We start from the raw sequence: 17,680 nt of genomic DNA on the forward strand, positions 1-17,680 counted from the left end.
TTTCCTAACCCCCCTGGGCGATTGCCTTAGCCCGGCGCCCCGCCGCGCCTCGTCCAATCATCCCCATCGCCGCCGCCGAGAGAACAAGTCACCATGCTGGCAGCCCCCATCCCCCACGACGACGCTGCGCGCCTGCGGCGCCTGCGCGCCATGGACATCCTGGACACCGGGGCCGAGGCGGCGCTGGACGGGCTCACGCGCCTGGCCAGCCAGGCCACCGGCATGCCGATCGCGCTGGTCTCGCTGGTCGACCAGGACCGCCAGTGGTTCAAGTCCGCGGTGGGCCTGGGCCAGGGCTGCGAGACGCCGCGCGACGTCTCCTTCTGCGGCCACGCCATCGGCCAGGACGGCATCTTCGAGATCGAGGACGCGCTCGCCGACCCGCGCTTCCATGACAACCCCCTCTCGGTGGGCGAGCCGCGCGTCGTGCACTACGCCGGCGTGCCGCTGGCGATGCCGGAGGGCGAGCGCATCGGCACCCTGTGCCTGATCGACCACCGCCCGGGGCGCCTGAGCCCCGAGCACCGCCGCCTGCTCACCGGCCTGGCCGCCAGCGTCGTCGACGTGCTGCTGCTTCGCGAGCGCGAGACCCGCCTGCGCAAGAACGAGCTCCTGGGCTACACCGAGAGCCTGGCCGAGCTTTCGCCGGTGGGCCTGGTCGCGGCCGACACCCGCGGCGCGCTGGTGCATGCCAACCCGCGCTGGCTGGCGATGCTGGGAGTGCCCCACCTGGGCGAGGCCCTGGGCTGGGACTGGCTGCGCGCGGTGCACCCGCAGGACCGCGACGAGGTCCGCGGCGGCTGGGAGTCCGCGATCCGGCGCCGGGCCCGCTTCCAGGTGGACTTCCGCACCGACCCGCGCCAGCCCGTCGTGCGCTGGCTGCGCCTGCGCCTGGAGCCCGCCGACCGCAACGCCGGCGCGGTGGCCTTCATCGGCTCGGTCAACGACATCACCGAGGTGCGCGCGCTGCAGATGGAGCTGATCGCGCGCAACGAGCAGCTCGAATCCATCATCTCCGCCCTGCCCTCGGGCCTGGCGGTGTTCGACGAGGACCTGCGCCTGGTCGCCAGCAACCGCCGCGTGAACGAACTCCTGGACCTACCGGAGGACGTGCTCGGCGGACCCGACGCCCGCTACCAGGACCTGGCCAGGTACCTGGCCGCGCGCGGCGAATGGGGCGCCGGCGACCCGGCCGACCTGGTGCGCGCCCGCGTGGCGCGCATCCGCGAGGGACAGGACGAACAGTTCGAGCATGCCAGCGCGCGCGGCTCGGTGCTGGACGTGCGCATTGCGCACATGCCCGACGGCGGCCACGTGCGGGTGTACACCGACGTCACCGCCCAGCGCCGCGCCGAGCAGTCGCTGCGTGCCAGCGAGCACCGGCTGGCCGTCGCGCTGGAATCCGTGGGCCTGGGCCTGTGGGAGCTCGAGCCGCTGGCGGGCCGCATCCACCTGTCCGAGGGCTGGTCCCGGTTCTTCGGCTTCGCGCCCGAGGCGCGCAGCCTGGGCGTGGCCCAGATGGCCGAACTCGCCCCGGGCACCGAGATGCAGGACGCGCGTGACGACCTGGTGCGGCTCCTCAAGGGCGAGATCGCCGTGATGCAGCGCGAGCACCAGATGGTCGACGGGCGCGGCGAGCGCATCCGGGTCGTCACCCATGCCCGCGTCACCGAGCGCGATGGCCGGGGCCGCGCGGTGCGGGTGGTGGGCACCACCCAGGACGTCAGCGACCGGCACCGCGCCGCGCTCGCCCTGCGCGAGGCCGTCGACGCGGCCAACGACGCCAACCGGGCCAAGGCCGACTTCCTCTCCACCATGAGCCACGAGATCCGCACCCCGATCAATGGCGTGATCGGCCTGGCCCGCATGCTCGAGGAGGCCCGCCTGCCCGCGCGCGAGTCGGACCTGGTGCGCATGATCAACAGCTGCGCCAGCACCCTGCTCACGCTGGTCAACGACGTCCTCGACTTCTCCAAGATCGAGGCCGGCCAGATGTCGCTGGAGGAGTCCGACACCGACCTGCATGCCCTGGTCCACGAGACCGCCGACATCTTCGGCGAGCGGGCCCGCCACAAGGGCGTGGACTTCAGCGTGCACCTGGACGGCGACGTCCCGCGCCGGGTGCGCGCCGATGCCCACCGCCTGCGCCAGATCCTGCTGAACCTCCTGGGCAACGCGCTCAAGTTCACCGACCGGGGCGCCTTCAGCCTGCGCGCCTCGGTCTCGGGCGCCGGCGCCGCGCGCATGCTGCGCTTCGACGTGACCGACAGCGGCATCGGCATTTCGCGCGAGGACCTCCCGCGCCTGTTCAAGCGCTTTGCCCAGGCCGGCGCCCGCACCGGCCGCCACCACCAGGGCACCGGCCTGGGGCTGGCGATCTCGCGCGACCTCGCCGTCCTCATGGGTGGCGACGTCACGGCCGCCAGCACGCCCGGCGTGGGCTCGACCTTCACCGTCACCGTGCCCCTGCGGGCCGCCGCCGTCCCCGCCGCGCAGGCCGGCGTTCCGGCCGCCCCGCCGGCAGCGGCCGACGCGGCGATCCTCCTGGTCGAGGACAACGCCATCAACCAGCTGGTCGCGCGATCGCTGCTCGCCAAGCTCGGCTACCGCAACATCACCCTGGCGCAGGACGGGCGCGAGGCGGTGGAGGCGGCTCGCGCAGGCGCCTTCGACCTGGTGCTCATGGACTGCCAGATGCCCGTGATGGACGGCTTCGAAGCGGCCCGCGCGCTGCGCGCGGACGGCTTCGAGGCGCCGATCGTGGCCCTGACCGCGGGCGCCGCGAGCCAGGACCGCGACAAGTGCCTCGAGGCCGGCATGGACGACTACCTGGCCAAGCCCATCGACGTTCAGCAGCTGTCGCAGTCCCTCGGGCGCTGGCTGCACCGCCAGGCCACGCCCCTGGCGGCGGTGGCGGGCTGACCCGCCCGCCGGCGATGTCCACGATGTCCGCACGCCTGCCCGCCTGGCTCGCCGTGTGGTTCATCCCCCGCACGGCCGGCCTCTCGCTGCCGGCCCTGGCCGCCCTGCGGGCCCTGGCCGCGGCCGCGGCCTGCGCCGGCCTGGCGCTGTGGGCCCTGGCGGACCACATGTCGCAGGCCCAGGAGAGCGAGACCGGGGGCCTGGCCGCCGGCACCGCGCGGGTGGCGATGGAGATCATCGACGCCAACCTCGCGGAGCGCACCATCGACCTGCTGCAGCACCAGCACCAGGTGCAGCAGGCCAGCGCCTGGCGCGCGCCGGACCGCCTGCGCGCCGAACTCGAGCGGGTACAGGCCCTCACGCCGGGCTACAGCTGGATCGGGCTGGCCGACCCGCAGGGCCGCATCACCGCGGCCACCGGCCGCCTCGCCGAGGGCCGGGACGTGGCCCAGCGCACCTGGTTCCGCGGCGGCGCCCGGGGCCTGTACCACGGCGACCTGCACGAGGCCCTGCTGCTGAACGACGCGCTGCCGCGCCTGCCCGGCGGCGAGCCCTGGCGCTTCATCGACATCGCCGTGCCGGTGCGCGACACGCAGCAGGTCCTCCAGGGCGTGCTGGCGGCGCACCTGTCCTGGCCCTGGCTGCGGGACCGACTGAAGTCGGTGCGCGGCACCATGCCGCCCCAGGCCACGCTGTGGCTGGTCGGGCCGGACGGCAGCCCGCGCCTGGCAGGCGCGCCCCTCGCCGACGACAAGCCCCTGGCGCTGGAATCGATCCAGCGCGCGCGCAACGGCGCCAGCGGCTGGCTGGTCGAGGCCTGGCCGGACGGCCGCCGCTACATCACCGGGTACGCCCCGCAGCCGGGGAGCGACTCCTTCGGCGGCTTCGGCTGGATCGCCCTGGTGCGGGCGCCGGCCGACGCCTGGTCGCCGGCCATGCACGAGCAGTTCAACCGCCTCGCCGTCGCGGCGGCCCTGGCCGTGCTGCTGATGGCGGGCCTGGCCTGGTACACGGCGCGCGTGGGACTGCGGCCGCTGGAGGGATTCATCGAGCGCCTGGGCCAGCTGCGCGAAGGCGAATCCGCGCCGCGCCTGCCGGACCGCTACCCGCGCGAACTGCGCGCCCTCGACGATGCGGTGCTGCGCCTGGTCCAGCGCCTGGACGACCAGGAGCGCCAGGTCCGCCTCGCGCTCGAGGACACGCAGCACAGCCTGCGCACCGTGGGTCGCAACCTGCCCGGCGTGCTGGCCACCGTGCGACGGCAGCGGGGCGAGGTGCGATTCAGCTTCGTCAGTGAAGGCGCGCTGCACTACTTCGGCGTGCCGGCCGAGGAGATCGTGGCCGACCGCACCGCCTGGTCGCGGCATGCGAACGTGGAGGACGCGGTCGCCCTGCGCGACGCCTTCCGCGGCCTGCGCGACGGCGACGAGCACCTGCTGGTGATGCCGGTCCGCTTCACCGGCGACGACGGCGTGCAGCGCACGCTGCAGACCCTGCTGGTGCGCCGGGACCAGGACGATACCCGGGTCTTCGACTGGATCAGCCTGGACGTCACCGAGCTCACGCAAGCGCGCCAGCAGGCGGAGCAGGCCAACCGGGCCAAGGGCGATTTCCTGGCGACGATGAGCCACGAGCTGCGCACCCCGCTCAACGCCATCATGGGCTTCTCGCGCGTGATGGAGGACACCCTGCCAGCCGGCGACCACCGGCGCCAGGCGCGCTTCGTGCGCGAGACGGCGGAAATGCTCACGCGCATCCTGAACGACGTGCTGGACCTCGCCCGCATCGACGCCGGCCGCTTCGACCTCGACGCACGCCCGTTCCAGCTCGAGCCGGTGCTGGACGCCTGCCGCGCGATCTACCGCGTCGTGGCCCTGCAGAAGGGACTGGAGTTCTCGATCGAAGCGCCGGAGGGCCTGCCCGCGCTGGTGGGGGACCCGGTGCGCCTGCGGCAGGTGCTGGAGAACCTGCTGTCCAACGCATTCAAGTTCACCGCCGCCGGCGGCGTGCGGGTGGTGGCCTCGTTCACCCGCCTGGGCACCACCACCGATCCCTCGCAGGACCTGGGGCTGCTGACGGTGCGGGTGATCGACACCGGCATCGGCATGCGCCCGGAGCACCTCGCGCGCGTGTTCGAGCGATTCGAGCAGGCTGACCGCACGGTGCGCCTGCGCTATGGCGGGGCCGGGCTGGGCCTGGCCATCGTCAAGACGCTGGTCGAGAAGATGGGGGGCACGGTGGCCGTGCAGTCGCGGGAGGGCATCGGCACCGAGTTCCAGCTGTCGCTGCCCCTGCCCCTGGCCGGCCCCGAGGAACCCGCCGGGGGCCCGGCGATCGAGCGGCGCGAGCGCAGCCTGCTGGTGCTGGTGGCCGACGACCTGGACCTCAATCTCGCGGTCATGCGCGCGCAGCTGGAGAACCGCGGCCACCGCGTCATCGAGGCGCGCGACGGCGTGGAGGCGCTGCAGCAGGTGCGCGACCGCTACCCCGACCTGGTGCTGATGGACCTGGACATGCCCGTGCTCGACGGCCTGGCCGCCACGCGCGAGCTGCGCGCCGGCGAGAAGGGCGTGCGCCCCACGCCGGTGTGGGCGCTGACCGGCAAGAGCTTCGCCGACGACATCGACGAGTGCCGTGCCGCCGGCATGCAGGGCCACCTGTCCAAGCCCCTGGTGCTCGAGGACCTGGTGGCCGTGCTCCAGCAGGTCGCCGACGCCGACTGACCTGCCCCGGCCCCACCGCCCTCAAGTCCGGCGTCCGCCGGCCGAAAGAGCGGGAACAGCCGGCTCCGCCGGGACTCCCCGGGAGAACGACATGCAGCCCCCCCCCTCGCCCGCCCCGATCCGCGTGATCCTCGCCGACGACCATGACCTCGTGCGCAGCGGCCTGCGGGCCCTGCTGTCACGGGACGCAGGCATCGAGGTCGTCGCCGAGGCGAGCGACGGGCAGGAGCTGGTGGACCTCACCGAGGAGCTCGCGCCCGACGTCGTCATCACCGATGTCTCGATGCCGGTGAAGGACGGCCTGAGCGCGGTGAGCGAGCTGCGCGCCCGCCACCCGGCGCTGCGCATCCTGATGCTCTCGATGCATGACAACGCCTCGGTGGTGCGCCAGGCCACGACCTGCGGCGCCAACGGCTACCTGATGAAGGATGCCTCGCCCCTCGAGCTGGAGCAGGCGGTGCACCGGGTGGTGCAGGCCGGCGCGTACTTCAGCGCCGCGCTGTCGCTGCGGCTGCTGGAGCCGTCGGAGCCCAGCGCGCAGGAGGAGCTGACGCCGCGGCAGGTCGAGATCCTGACCCTGCTGGCGAAGGGGCGGGCCTCCAAGCAGATCGCCTACGCCCTGAACCTCAGTCCCAAGACGGTGGACGTCCACCGCGCCCGCATCATGGACCGGCTGAAGATCGGCGACGTGGCCAGCCTGACGCGGTATGCCTTGCGCAAGGGGCTGGTGACGGCCTGAGGGCCGCCGGCCCGTGCATTAAAGTCCGGTGGCCCATGGAAGCCACCGTCCTCCTCTTCGTCGCCTACTTCGCGCTGCTCGCCTGGGCGATGCGCCGAGGCCACCGGGTGGTGCGGGGGCGCTGGCTGTTCTTCCTGCGCGCCTTCTTCCCGAACTGGAAGTTCTATCACGCGGTCGGCCGCCCGCCGCGCCTGCATGTGCGCGGGCAGGACGCCCAGGGTACGTGGCTGCCGTGGCAGCGGGTGTACCCGCGGCGGGCCCGGCGCTGGCTGCACCTGCTGCACAACCCCGACGTCAACCTCGCCCTGTCGCACCAGAACCTGGTGGACCACCTGGCCAGCGACGTCAACGAGCTGCCCGAGGGCGCGCAGCCCGGCGACCTCGTGAGCTACCGGCTGGTGTACCGGCTCGCGCGCGAGGCCCTGCCGCCGCAGGCCGCCGCCTTCCAGTTCGAGATCCGGCTCGAGTCGCCGCGCGGCGAGCCGCCGCACTGCCTGCTGCAATCCCCGGTGATGCCGGTGCAGCCACCGCACTCGGCCCTGGCCGCGGCGCCCGCATGACGCTGGAGCTCGCGGCCCGCGCCTTCGAGGTGCTGCTCGGGTGGAGCCTGCTGCTGCAGTCCCTGGAGCAGCTGCGGGTGCAAGCCATCGACCGCGTCGGCGACTGGTCCATCCAGCGCGACGAAGTGCCGCGCTTCCCCCGCGGGCTGCTGCCCCTGCTCGATCGCCTGTTCCAGCCCGGGCCCTACCGCGCGATGCTGGTCCTGCGCGCCCTGCTGGCCGTGGCCCTGATGGCGGGCCTGCTGCCGGCGGCGGGCGCGGTGGCCCTGTTCGTGATCGCGCTGGCCCTGCTGCTTCGCTGGCGCGGGGCCTTCAACGGCGGCAGCGACTTCATGACCCTGGTCGGCCTGACCGGCCTGCTGCTGGCGCATGCCGCCGGCTGGCGCGCCGGCCTGTGGTGGGTCACCCTGCAGGCCCTGAGCTCGTACTTCGTCTCGGGCTGGGTCAAGCTGCTGCGGGCCGAGTGGCGCACCGGCCGCGCCTTGCCCTTCTTCCTGGACAGCGGGGTCTACGGCCCCCTGCCCGCGGGCAGCCTGTTTCGCCACCCGCGCGTGGCCCAGGCCTGCGCCTGGGCCTTCACGCTGTGGGAAGGCTGCTTCCCGCTGGCCCTGCTCGACTCGCGCCTGGCCGCCGCCTTCTGCGCGGTGGCCGCCACCTTCCACTTCCTGGTGTTCTGGTTCTTCGGGCTGAACCGCTTCTTCTGGGCCTGGATGACGACCTATCCCGCCATCCTCTACGCCGCGTCCTAGCGGCGTCCTAGCGGAACCAGCGCGTCTCGGAGAGCACGCAGGGCACTTCCTTGTTCGCCTCGGAGTAGCCGTCGAAGGGCTGGCCCTGGTCGTCCACCCGCGCCAGCGGGTCGCCCGCGGCGTCGATGACGGCGCCGATGCGAAGCAGCACCAGCGGCTCGCCCTCGTGCGCCACGAAGCGATACAGCACGCCCCGCGGCAGCACCGCGCCCTCGTGGGTGCGCACCACCTTCTCCTCGCCGCGCGGGCCGTAGAACGTGGCCGCGCCCTGCAGCACCACGAAGACATGGTCCTCGTTGGTGTGCGCGTGCAGCTCGTTCTCGCCGCCGCTGGCATAGGTCTTGAGCACCACGTTCAGCAGCGGCGTCGCCGCCAGCACCGCGTTCGTTCGGCCCTGCTCCGGCAGGCGCTGGGCCATGCGGAAGAAGGCCGGGCGGTCGATGACCGCGAGCTTCTCCATCGCCGCCCGCCAGGCCTGGCTGCTGCCCACCAGGGCGCCCGATTCCGCCGCCGCTGCCGCTCCCGATTCCGCTTGCGCGCTCATACACCTCTCCTCAACGAGACATTGACGTTCTTGACCTGCGTGAACTCGTGCATCTCCTGCAGGCATTCCTCGCGGCCCACGCCAGAGAGCTTGTAGCCGCCGAAGGGCGCGCCGGGCAGGTGGATGGAGCAGTCGTTCACCCAGACATAGCCCGCCTGCAGCCGCGAGGCGGCGCGGTGGGCAGTCACCAGGTCCTGCGTCCAGACCGAGGCGGTGAGGCCGAAGTCCACGCCGTTGGCGATGGCGAACATCGCGTCCTCGTCGCGCCAGCGCATCACCGACAGCACCGGCCCGAAGACCTCCTCGCGCGCCACCCGGTGCGTGGGCTGCACATCGACCAGCACCGTGGGCTCGACGAAGAAGCCCTGCGCCAGGCCGGCGGGACGGCCACCGCCGCAGGCCACCCGCGCGCCCTGCTCGCGGGCGATGGCGATGTAGGACAGCGAGCGCTGGTACTGCGCCTCGTCCACCAGCGCGCCCATGGTGGTGTCCATGTGGGTCGCGACGCCGGGCCGGTGGCGGCGCGGCAGCAGCGCGCACAGCGCCTCGACGAAGCGGTCATGCAGGCTCTCGTGCACCAGCACCCGGCTGGTCGAGCCGCAGGACTGGCCGCACCAGGTGAAGTTCATGCCCCGCACCGCGCCATCGACCGCCGCCTCGAAGTCGGCGTCCGGGTAGACGATGAGGGCGTTCTTGCCGCCCAGCTCCAGCAGCGGGCGCTTCATGCTGTCGGCGGTGGCGCGCAGCACCGCCTGGCCGGCGCCGACGCTGCCGATCAGGCCGACCGCGTCCACCCCCGGGTGCGAGGACAGCGCCGCGCCGACGTCGCGCTCGCCCACCACGCAATTGAGCACGCCGGGCGGGAACACGCCGTCCAGCAGCTCCATCAGCCGCAGCGTGGACAGCGGCGCCTGCGGCGGCGGCTTGAGGATCACCACGTTGCCGGCGGCCAGGGGCGCGGCCATCTTGCCGGCGGCGAACATGAACGGGTGGTTGAACGGGAAGATCCGCGCCACCACGCCCAGCGGCTCGCGCAGCGTGTAGTTCAGGGAGTGGTTGCCGGTGGGGATGGTCTCGCCCTTGTTCTCCAGGACCAGGCCGGCGAAGTACTCCAGCTGCGTGGCCGCGATCTCGGCGTCCATCTGCATCGCCTTGACCGGGTTGCCGCAGTCGGCGGCATCGAGCAGGGCCAGCTCCAGGGCATGGGCGCGCACGATGTCGGCGGCGCGGCGCAGGGCCCGGGCGCGGGCCAGCGGCGGCGTGGCGGCCCAGCCCGGGAAGGCGGCGCGGGCGGCGGCGACCGCGGCATCCACGTCGGCCGGCGCGGCCAGGGTGAAGGCGGCGAGCGGCTCGCCGGTGCTGGGGTTCAGGCTGGTGCGCGCGCCGCCGCTGCCGGCATGCCAGGCGCCGCCCCAGTAGGAGCCGCGCTGCGTCGGCAGCGTCGCGGGGACGAAGGGGCCGAGGTCCTGGCCGTCGGGGGTGGCGAGGCCGGCGGCGGCCCAGGCCTGCCGGAAGGGGCTCATCGCAGTCATCTCAGTCCCCCTGCGAACGGGTCATGCCCTGGCTCATGGCGGGCGAGTAGCCGGGCTGGACCACCACGTCCACCACCACCGCCTCGCCGCGCTCGTAGGCGGCGATCGCCTGCGGCAGCACCTCGCGCAGCTGCGCCGCGGTGCGCACCGGGCCGAAGCCGGTGAGGCCCTGGGCCTGCGCCATCTTGGCGAGGTCGGGCGCGGGGTCGTCGATGCGCTGGCCGATCCAGCGGTTCTCCACCGGGCGGCCGCGTTCGCGGGCCACGCGCTCCTGGTGGATCTCGTCGTTGAAGAAGGAGCGGTTGTTGGCGACCAGGCAGACGAAGGGCACGCGCGCACTGGCGGCGGTCCAGAAGGCGGTGACGCCCATGAGGAAGTCGCCGTCGCCGATGATGGCCAGGGGCAGCCGGTCGCCGCCCTGCAAGGCCAGCGCGCTGCCCACCACCATGCCGGGGCCGGAGCCGATGCCGCCGCCGCCGTCGTAGCCGAGGAAGTCCAGTGGGTGCTCGAAGTCCCACAGGTCGCCGGCCCAGCTCAGGGGCAGGCGCAGCAGGCTGGTGGGCCGGTCGCCCACCACCTCGCGCACCACGGCGGCGACGTCGGCGACCTGCATCGGCGCGTCCGGGTCCACCCGGCGCGGGGTCCGCGCCGGCGGCGCCGGCAGCGGCGCGGCCGGCCGCGGGCCCCGGCCCTCGAGCGCGGCGAGCAGCGCCGTCACGGCGGCCTCGGGCTCGCAGGCCATGAAGCAGTCGGCCGGCGGCAGGGACTGGTGGTCCATGCTCCAGCCGTTGTGGACCTGGTGGTCCATCGAGGCCTGGATGATGCGGCTGGCCGGCGCCTCGCTGCCCCAGGCCTGCTTGAGCGTGCCCCCCAGGTCCAGCCAGTCCAGGCTCAGGACCACGTCGGCCGACTTCAGCACGGCGGCGGTCTCCGGCGTGAGGAACATGCCCGCCGGGCCCGCATGCAGCGGGTGCGTGGTCGGGAAGGCGGCGCCGAGCTTGAGGTCGGTGAGGACCTGCGCGCCCAGGCGCTGCGCCAGCGCGATGCGGTCGTTCCAGCCGGCCTCGCAGCGCGAGACGCGGCCGGCCAGGATCACCGGGCGCTTCGCGTTCCACAGCCAGTCGGCGGCGCGGGCCAGGTCCTCGGGCGCGGGCATCGGCGAGGCCGGCGGGGCGTAGCGCGAGACATCCGGCAGCGCCGGGCGCGCCGGCAGGCGGGACTCCTGCAGCGCGGCGTCGAAGCAGACATAGGTCGGCCCGCGCGGCGCGGTGTCGGCGATGCGCCAGGCCCGCAGCATCGCCTCCTGGGCCGCGGCCACCGAGGCGGGCTGCGCGTCCCACTTGATGAAGTGGCGCACCAGGGCGGCCTGGTCGGCGGCGGTGTGCAGCCAGTCGATCCAGGGGCGGCGGCGCGCCGCGTCCACCGGCCCGGTGGCCCCCAGCACCAGCACCGGCACGCGGTCGGCCCAGGCGTCGAAGATGGCCATCGAGCCATGCATCAGGCCCACGTTGCTGTGGAGGATGGCGGCCAGCGGCTGCCCGCCCACCTTGGCATAGCCGTGGGCGATGGCCACCGCATGCTCCTCGTGCAGCACCAGCAGCATCTGCGGGTCGGCGTTGCCCAGGTGGTTGACCAGGCTGTCGTGGAGGCCGCGGAAGCTGGCGCCGGGGTTCAGCACCACGTAGGGCACCTTCAGCGCGCGCAGCATGTCGGCGATGGCGTCGCTGCCCCACACCTGGTCGCTGGCGGGGGAAGGCAGGGGCTCGTCGCGGCGGGCGAGGGCCCGGGGGGAATCGGTCATGTCAGGGGTCGGGAGTGGGGGTCGATCGGGAAGGGGGTTCATTCGGCGCGGATGCCGGCGGTGCGGATCACCTCGGTCCAGCGCTTGAGGTCGTCGGCCGCGCGCTGGCGCATCTGCTCCGGCGTGCTGGTGAGGACCTCGATGCCCTGGCCGCCCAGGCGCTGGGCGACGTCGGGCTGGGCCATCACCCGGCGCACCGCCTGGTTGATGGCGTCCACGATGGGCGCGGGCGTGCCGGCAGGGGCCGACAGGCCGAGCCAGATCTCGCACTCGTAGCCGGGCACGCCGGACTCGTCGAGGGTGGGCACCTCGGGCAGGCCGGGCAGGCGCTTGCGGCTGGTCACGGCCAGCGCGCGCAGGCGGCCGGCCCGCACGTGCGGGATCACCTGGTTCACGACACCGATGGTCATCTCGATCTGGCCGCCGACCACGTCGGTGAGGGCCGGGGCGGCGCCGCGGTAGGGAATGTGGACGACGCTGGTCTTGGTCATCGCCTTGAACATCTCCATCGCCATGTGCTGCGGGCTGCCGTTGCCGCTGGAGGCATAGCTCATTCGGCCGGGGCGGGCCCTGAGCAGCTTGACCAGCTCCTGCACCGTCTGCGCCGGCACCGCGGGGTTCACCGCCAGGGCCAGCGAGGTGGTGCCCAGGAGGGAAATGTGGGCGAAGTCGCGGCTGGCATCGAACGGCATGCGCTCGATCAGCGCCGGGTTCATCGAGGTGATGTTGATGTTGTTCAGGAGCAGCGTGTGGCCGTCCGGCGCCGACTTCACCACCTCGGCCGAGCCGAGGTTGCCGGCGGCGCCGGGCTTGTTGTCGACGACCACCGGGTGCGGCCACAGCTCCTGCAGCTTCTGCGCCACCAGGCGCGCGATCACGTCGTTGGAGCCGCCGGGCGTGTAGGGCACGACGATGCGCACCGGCCGCTGCGGGAAGGCCGGCGCCTGGGCGAAGGCGGCGGGCGCGGCGGCCAGGGCGGCGGCCTGCAGCAGGGCGCGGCGGCGCAGGCCGGCGGGGGCGGGAAAGGTCATTCAGGTCTCCTCGTTGTCATGTCTCGGACGGGGTCCGGGCGGAGTTCGGCTCTTCGGCCAGCCGCGATCCTAGGCGCGGCCCTAGAATTGATCAATCTTGATTGGTTGATCAACATGTCTGCCGCTCCCCGCGACTTCCTCTCGGCTGCCGAGGCCTCCGCCCTGCTCGGCGTGCGCCGCCAGACGCTGTATGCGTATGTCAGCCGCGGCCTGGTCCGCAGCGTGGGCGACGGCCGCTCCCGCGAGCGCCTCTACGCCCGCGAGGACCTGGAGCGCCTGCAGCAGCGCGCCCAGGCCCGCAGCGGCCCCGAGGCGGTGGCGGCGTCGGCGCTGAACCTCGGCCACCCGCTGGTGCCCACCCGCATCACCGAGATCACCCCGCAGGGCCCCCGCTACCGCGGCCACCTCGCGGTCGACCTCGCGCGCCGGGGCGTCGCCTTCGAGCAGGTGGCCGAGCTCCTGTGGACCGGGCTCTGGCACGAGGAGCCCTTCACCTGGCCCGCGCCGCCGCCGCACCGCCCCCTGCAGGCGCTGCTGAAGAACATGGGCGCGGGCGAGGCGCGGGACCAGCTCGCCGAGGCCTTCGCCCTCGTCGTGCTGCAGCTGGGGCTGGGCCGGGGACCGGCGCAGGAGCGCCTGATCCACGGCCGGCCGGTGGACGCCGCGCGTGAATTGATCCTCACCCTGGCCGGCTGCTTCGGCTTTCTCTCGAAGGCCGGGCGTTACCGGCCGGTGGCGCCGGGGCTGTCGGTGGCCCAGGCCGTGCTCCAGGCCCTGGGCGCGCGCCCGGCGGCCAGCGACGCGGCCCTGCTCGATGCGATGCTGGTGCTGCTGGCGGACCACGAGCTGTCCCCCGGCACCTTCGCCGCCCGCATCGCGGCCTCCGGCGGCAGCCCGGTCCATGCCTGCCTGGCGGCCGGCCTGGCGTCGAGCGCGGGCACCGAGGTGGCCCGGCGCTACGGGCGGGTGGAGGCCTTCCTCGACGAGGCGGGCCAGGGCGCGGCGATGCAGCGGCAGCTGCAGCGCCTGGTGTCCGCCGGCCAGGCCACGCCGGGGTTCGGGCATCCCCTGTACCCGGCGGGCGATCCGCGGGCCTGCTGGCTGGTGGAGCAGCTGCGCGCGCGCCGGACCCTGCCCGAGCCCGCGCGGGCGGCGCTGGCCCTGATCGACCATGCGCAGCGCCGGCACGGCCTGGCCCCTCGCCACGAGCTGGCCGTGATCGCCGCCTGCCGGGCGCTGCGCTTTCCGCCGGGCACGGCGGGCGCGCTGTTCCTGCTGTCGCGGCAGGCGGGCTGGGTGGCGCATGTGCTCGAGCAGCGCCTCAGCGGCACCCTGATCCGGCCGCGCGCGCGCTTCGTCGAGGCCGGGGCGGCGGGCTGAATCCAGCCGGCGTCCGGGCGGATTGCGGGTGGACTCCGACTGGACTGCGGGCTGATGCCCCCGCGACAACACGGGCCACCACGGGCCGCTAAGCTGCCGCCTTCCGTTCCCTCCACAGGAGACACGATGCCCCCTCGCCTCACTGCCCAGGACTTCGACCAGGACCTGTTGATCCTCTTCGACGCCTATGTCCATGGTGCCGTCGACCGCCGCGGCTTCCTCGAGAAGGCGCAGCGTTTCGCCAAGGCCGGCGTCACTGCCGCCGGCCTGCTGGCGGCGCTCAGCCCCGACTTCGCCATGGGCCAGCAGGTCAAGCCCGATGACGGCCGCCTGCGCACCGGCTTCGAGGCCGTGCCCTCGCCGAACGGCCACGGCAGCATCCGCGGCTACTGGGCCCGGCCGGCGTCCGCCGGCGCGCGCAAGCTGCCCGCGGTGCTGGTGGTGCACGAGAACCGCGGGCTGAACCCGCACATCGAGGACATCACCCGCCGCCTCGCGCTGGAGGGCTACATGGCCTTCGCGCCCGACGCGCTCACCTCCAGGGGCGGCTACCCCGGCGACGAGGACAAGGCCCGCGAGGCCTTCGGCACGCTGGACCAGCCCAAGGTGCGCCAGGACTTCCTGGCCAGCGCCCAGTGGCTGCAGGCCCGCGCCGACGTCGACGGCGCCCTCGGCGCCACCGGCTTCTGCTGGGGCGGCGGCATCGTGCACTGGCTGGCGACCCAGCCCCAGGCCGTGGCGCTGCGCGCGGGCGTGCCGTTCTACGGCAACACCCCGGCACCGCAGGAAGCGGCCAAGGTGAAGGCCCCGCTGCTGGTGCACCTGGCCGGCATCGACGAGCGCATCAACGCGCCCTGGCCTGCCTACGAGGCGGCGCTGAAGGCGGCCGGCGTCAAGGTGGAGACGCACCAGTACGCCGGCACGCAGCACGGCTTCCACAACGACACCACGCCGCGCTACGACGCCGCGGCGGCGAAGCAGGCCTGGGACCGCACCACCGGGTTCCTCAAGGCGCACCTGCAGACCGCATGACCCTGGACTACCTCGACTTCGAGTTCAGCGACGACGAGGACGGCCGCGGCAGCTTCGACGCGCTGGCCTCGGTGGCGCCGGCGCAGTGGCCGGCGGTGCTGGCCGAGGCCCGGCGCGTGCTCGCCTGGGCCCACGACACCTTTCCCGGGGGCCGCGGCCCGGCCGACGACGGCGGCGAGTGGGACTACGCGCTGGAGGGCCTGCGCGAGGTCCCCACGCCGCTGACGCTGGACTTCGACGAAGCCACCGGCCGACTGCTCGAACGCGAGGGCGCGGCCGGCCAGCCGCGCCTGACCCTCAGCCTCACGCTCTCCGGCTCGCCGGCGTTCTGCGAGGCGATGCGGGAGGCGTTCGCGCTGGGGTGACTCAGTCCGCCTCGCGCAACAGCGGCTCCAGGTCCGCCGCGCGGAAACCGTGGCCCGAGAGGGCCACCATCTGCGCGATGTCCCGCTCCAGCTCGCGGCGGTCCTGCCGGCGGGCCCAGAACACCGGGCCGCCTTCCCAGCGCGGGAAGCCGTAGCCCAGGGCCAGCACCACGTCGATGTCGCTGGCGCGGGCGGCGACGCCCTCGGCCAGCACCTGGGCCGCCTCGTTCACCATGGCCAGCATCACCCGGCGCTGGATCGCCGCCGGCGCGATCGGCTGGCGCGTGAGCCCGCGGCGGGCGCTGGCGTCGGCGATGACCGCGCGCACCTGCTCGTCACTCGCCCGCTCGCGCTTGCCGTCGACGTAGCGGTAGTAGCCCGCGCCGGCCTTGCGGCCCAGCCGCCCGGCCTCGCAGAGCTTGTCGAGGATGTCGACGTAGCGCTCGCGCGCATCGCGCGTGGCGGCCTGGGCCTGGCGCATGCGCCAGGCGATGTCCAGCCCCGAGAGGTCGGCCACCGCGAACGGGCCCATGGCGAAGCCGAAGGCCTCCAGCGCCTGGTCCACCTCCTCGGGCCAGGCGCCCTCCTCCAGCATGAACTCGCACTGGCGGCGCCAGGCGTTGTAGAGGCGGTTGCCGATGAAGCCGAAGGCGTTGCCGCACACCACCGAGGTCTTGCCCAGGCGCTTGCCCAGGGCCAGGCCGGTGGCCAGCACGTCGGGCGCGGTGGCGCGGGCGCGCACCACCTCGAGCAGCTTCATCACGTTCGCCGGGCTGAAGAAGTGCAGGCCCAGCACGTCCTGCGGGCGCGAGGTGGCGGCGGCGATGGCGTCCACGTCGAGGTAGGAGGTGTTGGTGGCCAGCACCGCGCCGGGGCGGGCGTGGGCGTCGATCGTGCGGAAGACGGCCTGCTTGACCGCGAGGTCCTCGTAGACCGCCTCGACCACCAGGTCGGCCGCCGACAGGGCGGCCCAGTCGGCGCTGGCGACGAGGCGGGCGCGGCGCTCCTCCGCCGCCGCGGCGGCGAGCTTGCCGGCGGCGACGCGCTCGGCGTAGTGGGTCTCCACCCGGTCGCGGCCGCGTGTGGCGGCGGCGGCATCCTGGTCCAGCAGCACCACGCGCAGGCCGGCCTCCAGCGCTGCGATGGCGATGCCGCTGCCCATGGTGCCCGCGCCCACCACGGCCACGCAGTCCAGCGCGCGCGGCGCGGCCGGGTGGCCCTCGGGCAGGCGGCCGGCCTGGCGCTCGGCGAAGAACAGGTGGCGCAGCGCGTAGGCCTCGGGCGAGGAGCGCAGCTTGATGAACATGCCGCGCTCCAGCGCGATGCCGTCGGCGAACGGCAGGCGGGCCGCGTTCTTCACCGCCTCCACGGCGGCGAGCACGGCGGGGCGGCGCTTGCCGGCCTTGAGCACCGCCGCCTCGGCGGCCTCGAGGGCCCCGGGCGCGTCGGCCGGCACGGGGCGCTCGCTCACGCGGCGCTTGGCGCCCGCCAGCTCGCGGACGCGGGCGACGGCGGCCTGGGTGAGGTCGCCCGTGGCCACGGCATCGACGATGCCCAGCGCGAGGGCGCGCTCGGCCTTGATCCGCTCGCCCTTGCCAATCAGCTCCAGCGCGCGGGCCACGCCCACCACGCGGGGCAGGCGCTGCGTGCCGCCGGCGCCGGGCAGGATGCCGAGGGTCACCTCGGGCAGGCCGATGACGGTGCCGGGCGCGGCGATGCGGGCGTCGCAGCTCAGGGCCAGCTCCAGGCCCGCGCCCAGCGCGGCGCCGTGCATCGCGGCCACCACCGGCTTGCGGCAACGCTCGATGGCATCCAGCACCTGGGGCAGCTGCGGCTCCTCCAGCGGGCGGCCGAACTCGCGCAGGTCGGCGCCGGCGATGAAGGTCGAGCCCTCGCCGCGGACCACCGCGCCGCGCAGGCTGTCGTCGGCGTCCAGCGCGCGCAGCGCCTCCAGCAGCGCGGCGCGCAGCACCGTCGACATGGCGTTGATCGGCGGGTGCGCGATGGTGAGGACCAGGACCTCGCCGTCCCGGTCCTGCCGCAGGGCGTCAGAGGCCATGGGCCAGCTCGGGCACGGCGGCGAACAGGTCCGCCTCGAGGCCGTAGTCGGCCACGCTGAAGATCGGGGCCTCGGGGTCCTTGTTGATCGCCACGATCACCTTGGAGTCCTTCATGCCCGCCAGGTGCTGGATCGCCCCCGAGATGCCGGCGGCGATGTACAGCTGCGGCGCCACGATCTTGCCGGTCTGGCCCACCTGCAGGTCGTTCGGGGCGTAGCCCGCGTCGACCGCGGCGCGCGAGG

At 74.1% G+C, this 17,680-nt stretch carries 14 protein-coding genes; 8 read left to right on the top strand and 6 right to left on the bottom strand.

The window, feature by feature from the left end; all coding sequences use genetic code 11:
• The first annotated feature begins 93 nt into the window (after window positions 1-93).
• The 5 genes from ACFQZY_RS18150 (at window position 94) to ACFQZY_RS18170 (ending at window position 7,693) form a co-directional block, all read left to right on the top strand.
• Window positions 94-2,922, top strand: a complete 2,829-nt coding sequence (locus ACFQZY_RS18150) for a PAS-domain containing protein (protein ID WP_377418590.1) — start codon at window positions 94-96, stop codon at window positions 2,920-2,922.
• A gap of 14 nt (window positions 2,923-2,936) precedes the next feature.
• On the top strand, window positions 2,937-5,645 hold the full coding sequence (locus ACFQZY_RS18155) for an ATP-binding protein (protein ID WP_377418594.1): 2,709 nt from the start codon (window positions 2,937-2,939) through the stop codon (window positions 5,643-5,645).
• Between the two features lie 91 nt (window positions 5,646-5,736).
• On the top strand, window positions 5,737-6,384 hold the full coding sequence (locus tag ACFQZY_RS18160) for a response regulator (RefSeq protein ID WP_377418598.1): 648 nt from the start codon (window positions 5,737-5,739) through the stop codon (window positions 6,382-6,384).
• 35 nt (window positions 6,385-6,419) lie between these two features.
• The gene (locus ACFQZY_RS18165; RefSeq protein ID WP_377418601.1) at window positions 6,420-6,944 is read left to right on the top strand and encodes a hypothetical protein; all 525 of its coding nucleotides are present in this window, start codon (window positions 6,420-6,422) and stop codon (window positions 6,942-6,944) included.
• Entirely contained in the window at window positions 6,941-7,693 is a 753-nt protein-coding gene (locus ACFQZY_RS18170; RefSeq protein WP_377418603.1) for a hypothetical protein, read from the top strand. Before ACFQZY_RS18165 ends, ACFQZY_RS18170 begins: the two co-directional genes overlap by 4 nt.
• A gap of 7 nt (window positions 7,694-7,700) precedes the next feature.
• Here the strand turns inward: ACFQZY_RS18170 and ACFQZY_RS18175 are convergent, their stop codons facing one another.
• From ACFQZY_RS18175 to ACFQZY_RS18190, 4 genes are read right to left on the bottom strand one after another with little or no spacing between them, the layout of a single operon-like run.
• Window positions 7,701-8,237 (bottom strand): cupin domain-containing protein, encoded by a 537-nt coding sequence (locus tag ACFQZY_RS18175; RefSeq protein ID WP_377418606.1) that lies wholly within the window; start codon window positions 8,235-8,237, stop codon window positions 7,701-7,703.
• Window positions 8,234-9,760, bottom strand: coding sequence for an aldehyde dehydrogenase family protein (locus tag ACFQZY_RS18180; RefSeq protein ID WP_377418609.1), 1,527 nt, complete (start codon window positions 9,758-9,760; stop codon window positions 8,234-8,236). The genes ACFQZY_RS18175 and ACFQZY_RS18180 overlap by 4 nt, the downstream gene beginning before the upstream one ends.
• Window positions 9,761-9,770: 10 nt before the next feature.
• Window positions 9,771-11,570 carry a thiamine pyrophosphate-binding protein gene (locus ACFQZY_RS18185; RefSeq protein WP_377418611.1) on the bottom strand — a complete coding sequence of 600 codons (1,800 nt, stop codon included), beginning with the start codon at window positions 11,568-11,570 and terminating at the stop codon, window positions 9,771-9,773.
• 38 nt (window positions 11,571-11,608) lie between these two features.
• Window positions 11,609-12,601 (bottom strand): tripartite tricarboxylate transporter substrate binding protein, encoded by a 993-nt coding sequence (locus ACFQZY_RS18190; protein WP_377418614.1) that lies wholly within the window; start codon window positions 12,599-12,601, stop codon window positions 11,609-11,611.
• Window positions 12,602-12,715: 114 nt separating this feature from the next.
• Between ACFQZY_RS18190 and ACFQZY_RS18195 the strand changes: the two genes are divergently transcribed.
• The 3 genes from ACFQZY_RS18195 (at window position 12,716) to ACFQZY_RS18205 (ending at window position 15,378) form a co-directional block, all read left to right on the top strand.
• Window positions 12,716-13,981, top strand: coding sequence for a citrate synthase (locus tag ACFQZY_RS18195; protein ID WP_377418617.1), 1,266 nt, complete (start codon window positions 12,716-12,718; stop codon window positions 13,979-13,981).
• Window positions 13,982-14,107: 126 nt separating this feature from the next.
• Window positions 14,108-15,013 carry a dienelactone hydrolase family protein gene (locus ACFQZY_RS18200; RefSeq protein WP_377418620.1) on the top strand — a complete coding sequence of 302 codons (906 nt, stop codon included), beginning with the start codon at window positions 14,108-14,110 and terminating at the stop codon, window positions 15,011-15,013.
• The gene (locus ACFQZY_RS18205) at window positions 15,010-15,378 is read left to right on the top strand and encodes a hypothetical protein (protein ID WP_377418623.1); all 369 of its coding nucleotides are present in this window, start codon (window positions 15,010-15,012) and stop codon (window positions 15,376-15,378) included. The genes ACFQZY_RS18200 and ACFQZY_RS18205 overlap by 4 nt, the downstream gene beginning before the upstream one ends.
• A 1-nt stretch (window position 15,379) precedes the next feature.
• Here the strand turns inward: ACFQZY_RS18205 and ACFQZY_RS18210 are convergent, their stop codons facing one another.
• Both ACFQZY_RS18210 and ACFQZY_RS18215 read right to left on the bottom strand, forming a co-directional pair.
• Window positions 15,380-17,437 carry a 3-hydroxyacyl-CoA dehydrogenase NAD-binding domain-containing protein gene (locus ACFQZY_RS18210; protein ID WP_377418626.1) on the bottom strand — a complete coding sequence of 686 codons (2,058 nt, stop codon included), beginning with the start codon at window positions 17,435-17,437 and terminating at the stop codon, window positions 15,380-15,382.
• A partial coding sequence (locus tag ACFQZY_RS18215; RefSeq protein ID WP_377418629.1) for an electron transfer flavoprotein subunit alpha/FixB family protein occupies window positions 17,427-17,680 on the bottom strand: 254 nt, incomplete at its 5' end. The genes ACFQZY_RS18210 and ACFQZY_RS18215, both read right to left, overlap by 11 nt.

It is taken from the genome of Ramlibacter sp. GCM10027632, assembly GCF_042675325.1.
GTDB lineage: Bacteria > Pseudomonadota > Gammaproteobacteria > Burkholderiales > Burkholderiaceae_C > Ramlibacter.

Excerpts from the sequence above, each read along its gene's own strand:
- ACFQZY_RS18205 (WP_377418623.1), top strand. The coding sequence starts at position 15,010 with ATGACCCTGGACTACCTCGACTTCGAGTTCAGCGACGACGAGGACGGC.
- ACFQZY_RS18155 (WP_377418594.1), top strand. The coding sequence starts at position 2,937 with ATGTCCACGATGTCCGCACGCCTGCCCGCCTGGCTCGCCGTGTGGTTC.
- ACFQZY_RS18190 (WP_377418614.1), bottom strand. The coding sequence starts at position 12,601 with ATGACCTTTCCCGCCCCCGCCGGCCTGCGCCGCCGCGCCCTGCTGCAG.
- ACFQZY_RS18200 (WP_377418620.1), top strand. The coding sequence starts at position 14,108 with ATGCCCCCTCGCCTCACTGCCCAGGACTTCGACCAGGACCTGTTGATC.
- ACFQZY_RS18160 (WP_377418598.1), top strand. The coding sequence starts at position 5,737 with ATGCAGCCCCCCCCCTCGCCCGCCCCGATCCGCGTGATCCTCGCCGAC.
- ACFQZY_RS18175 (WP_377418606.1), bottom strand. The coding sequence starts at position 8,237 with ATGAGCGCGCAAGCGGAATCGGGAGCGGCAGCGGCGGCGGAATCGGGC.
- ACFQZY_RS18165 (WP_377418601.1), top strand. The coding sequence starts at position 6,420 with ATGGAAGCCACCGTCCTCCTCTTCGTCGCCTACTTCGCGCTGCTCGCC.
- ACFQZY_RS18180 (WP_377418609.1), bottom strand. The coding sequence starts at position 9,760 with ATGAGCCCCTTCCGGCAGGCCTGGGCCGCCGCCGGCCTCGCCACCCCC.
- ACFQZY_RS18185 (WP_377418611.1), bottom strand. The coding sequence starts at position 11,570 with ATGACCGATTCCCCCCGGGCCCTCGCCCGCCGCGACGAGCCCCTGCCT.
- ACFQZY_RS18170 (WP_377418603.1), top strand. The coding sequence starts at position 6,941 with ATGACGCTGGAGCTCGCGGCCCGCGCCTTCGAGGTGCTGCTCGGGTGG.
- ACFQZY_RS18210 (WP_377418626.1), bottom strand. The coding sequence starts at position 17,437 with ATGGCCTCTGACGCCCTGCGGCAGGACCGGGACGGCGAGGTCCTGGTC.
- ACFQZY_RS18150 (WP_377418590.1), top strand. The coding sequence starts at position 94 with ATGCTGGCAGCCCCCATCCCCCACGACGACGCTGCGCGCCTGCGGCGC.
- ACFQZY_RS18195 (WP_377418617.1), top strand. The coding sequence starts at position 12,716 with ATGTCTGCCGCTCCCCGCGACTTCCTCTCGGCTGCCGAGGCCTCCGCC.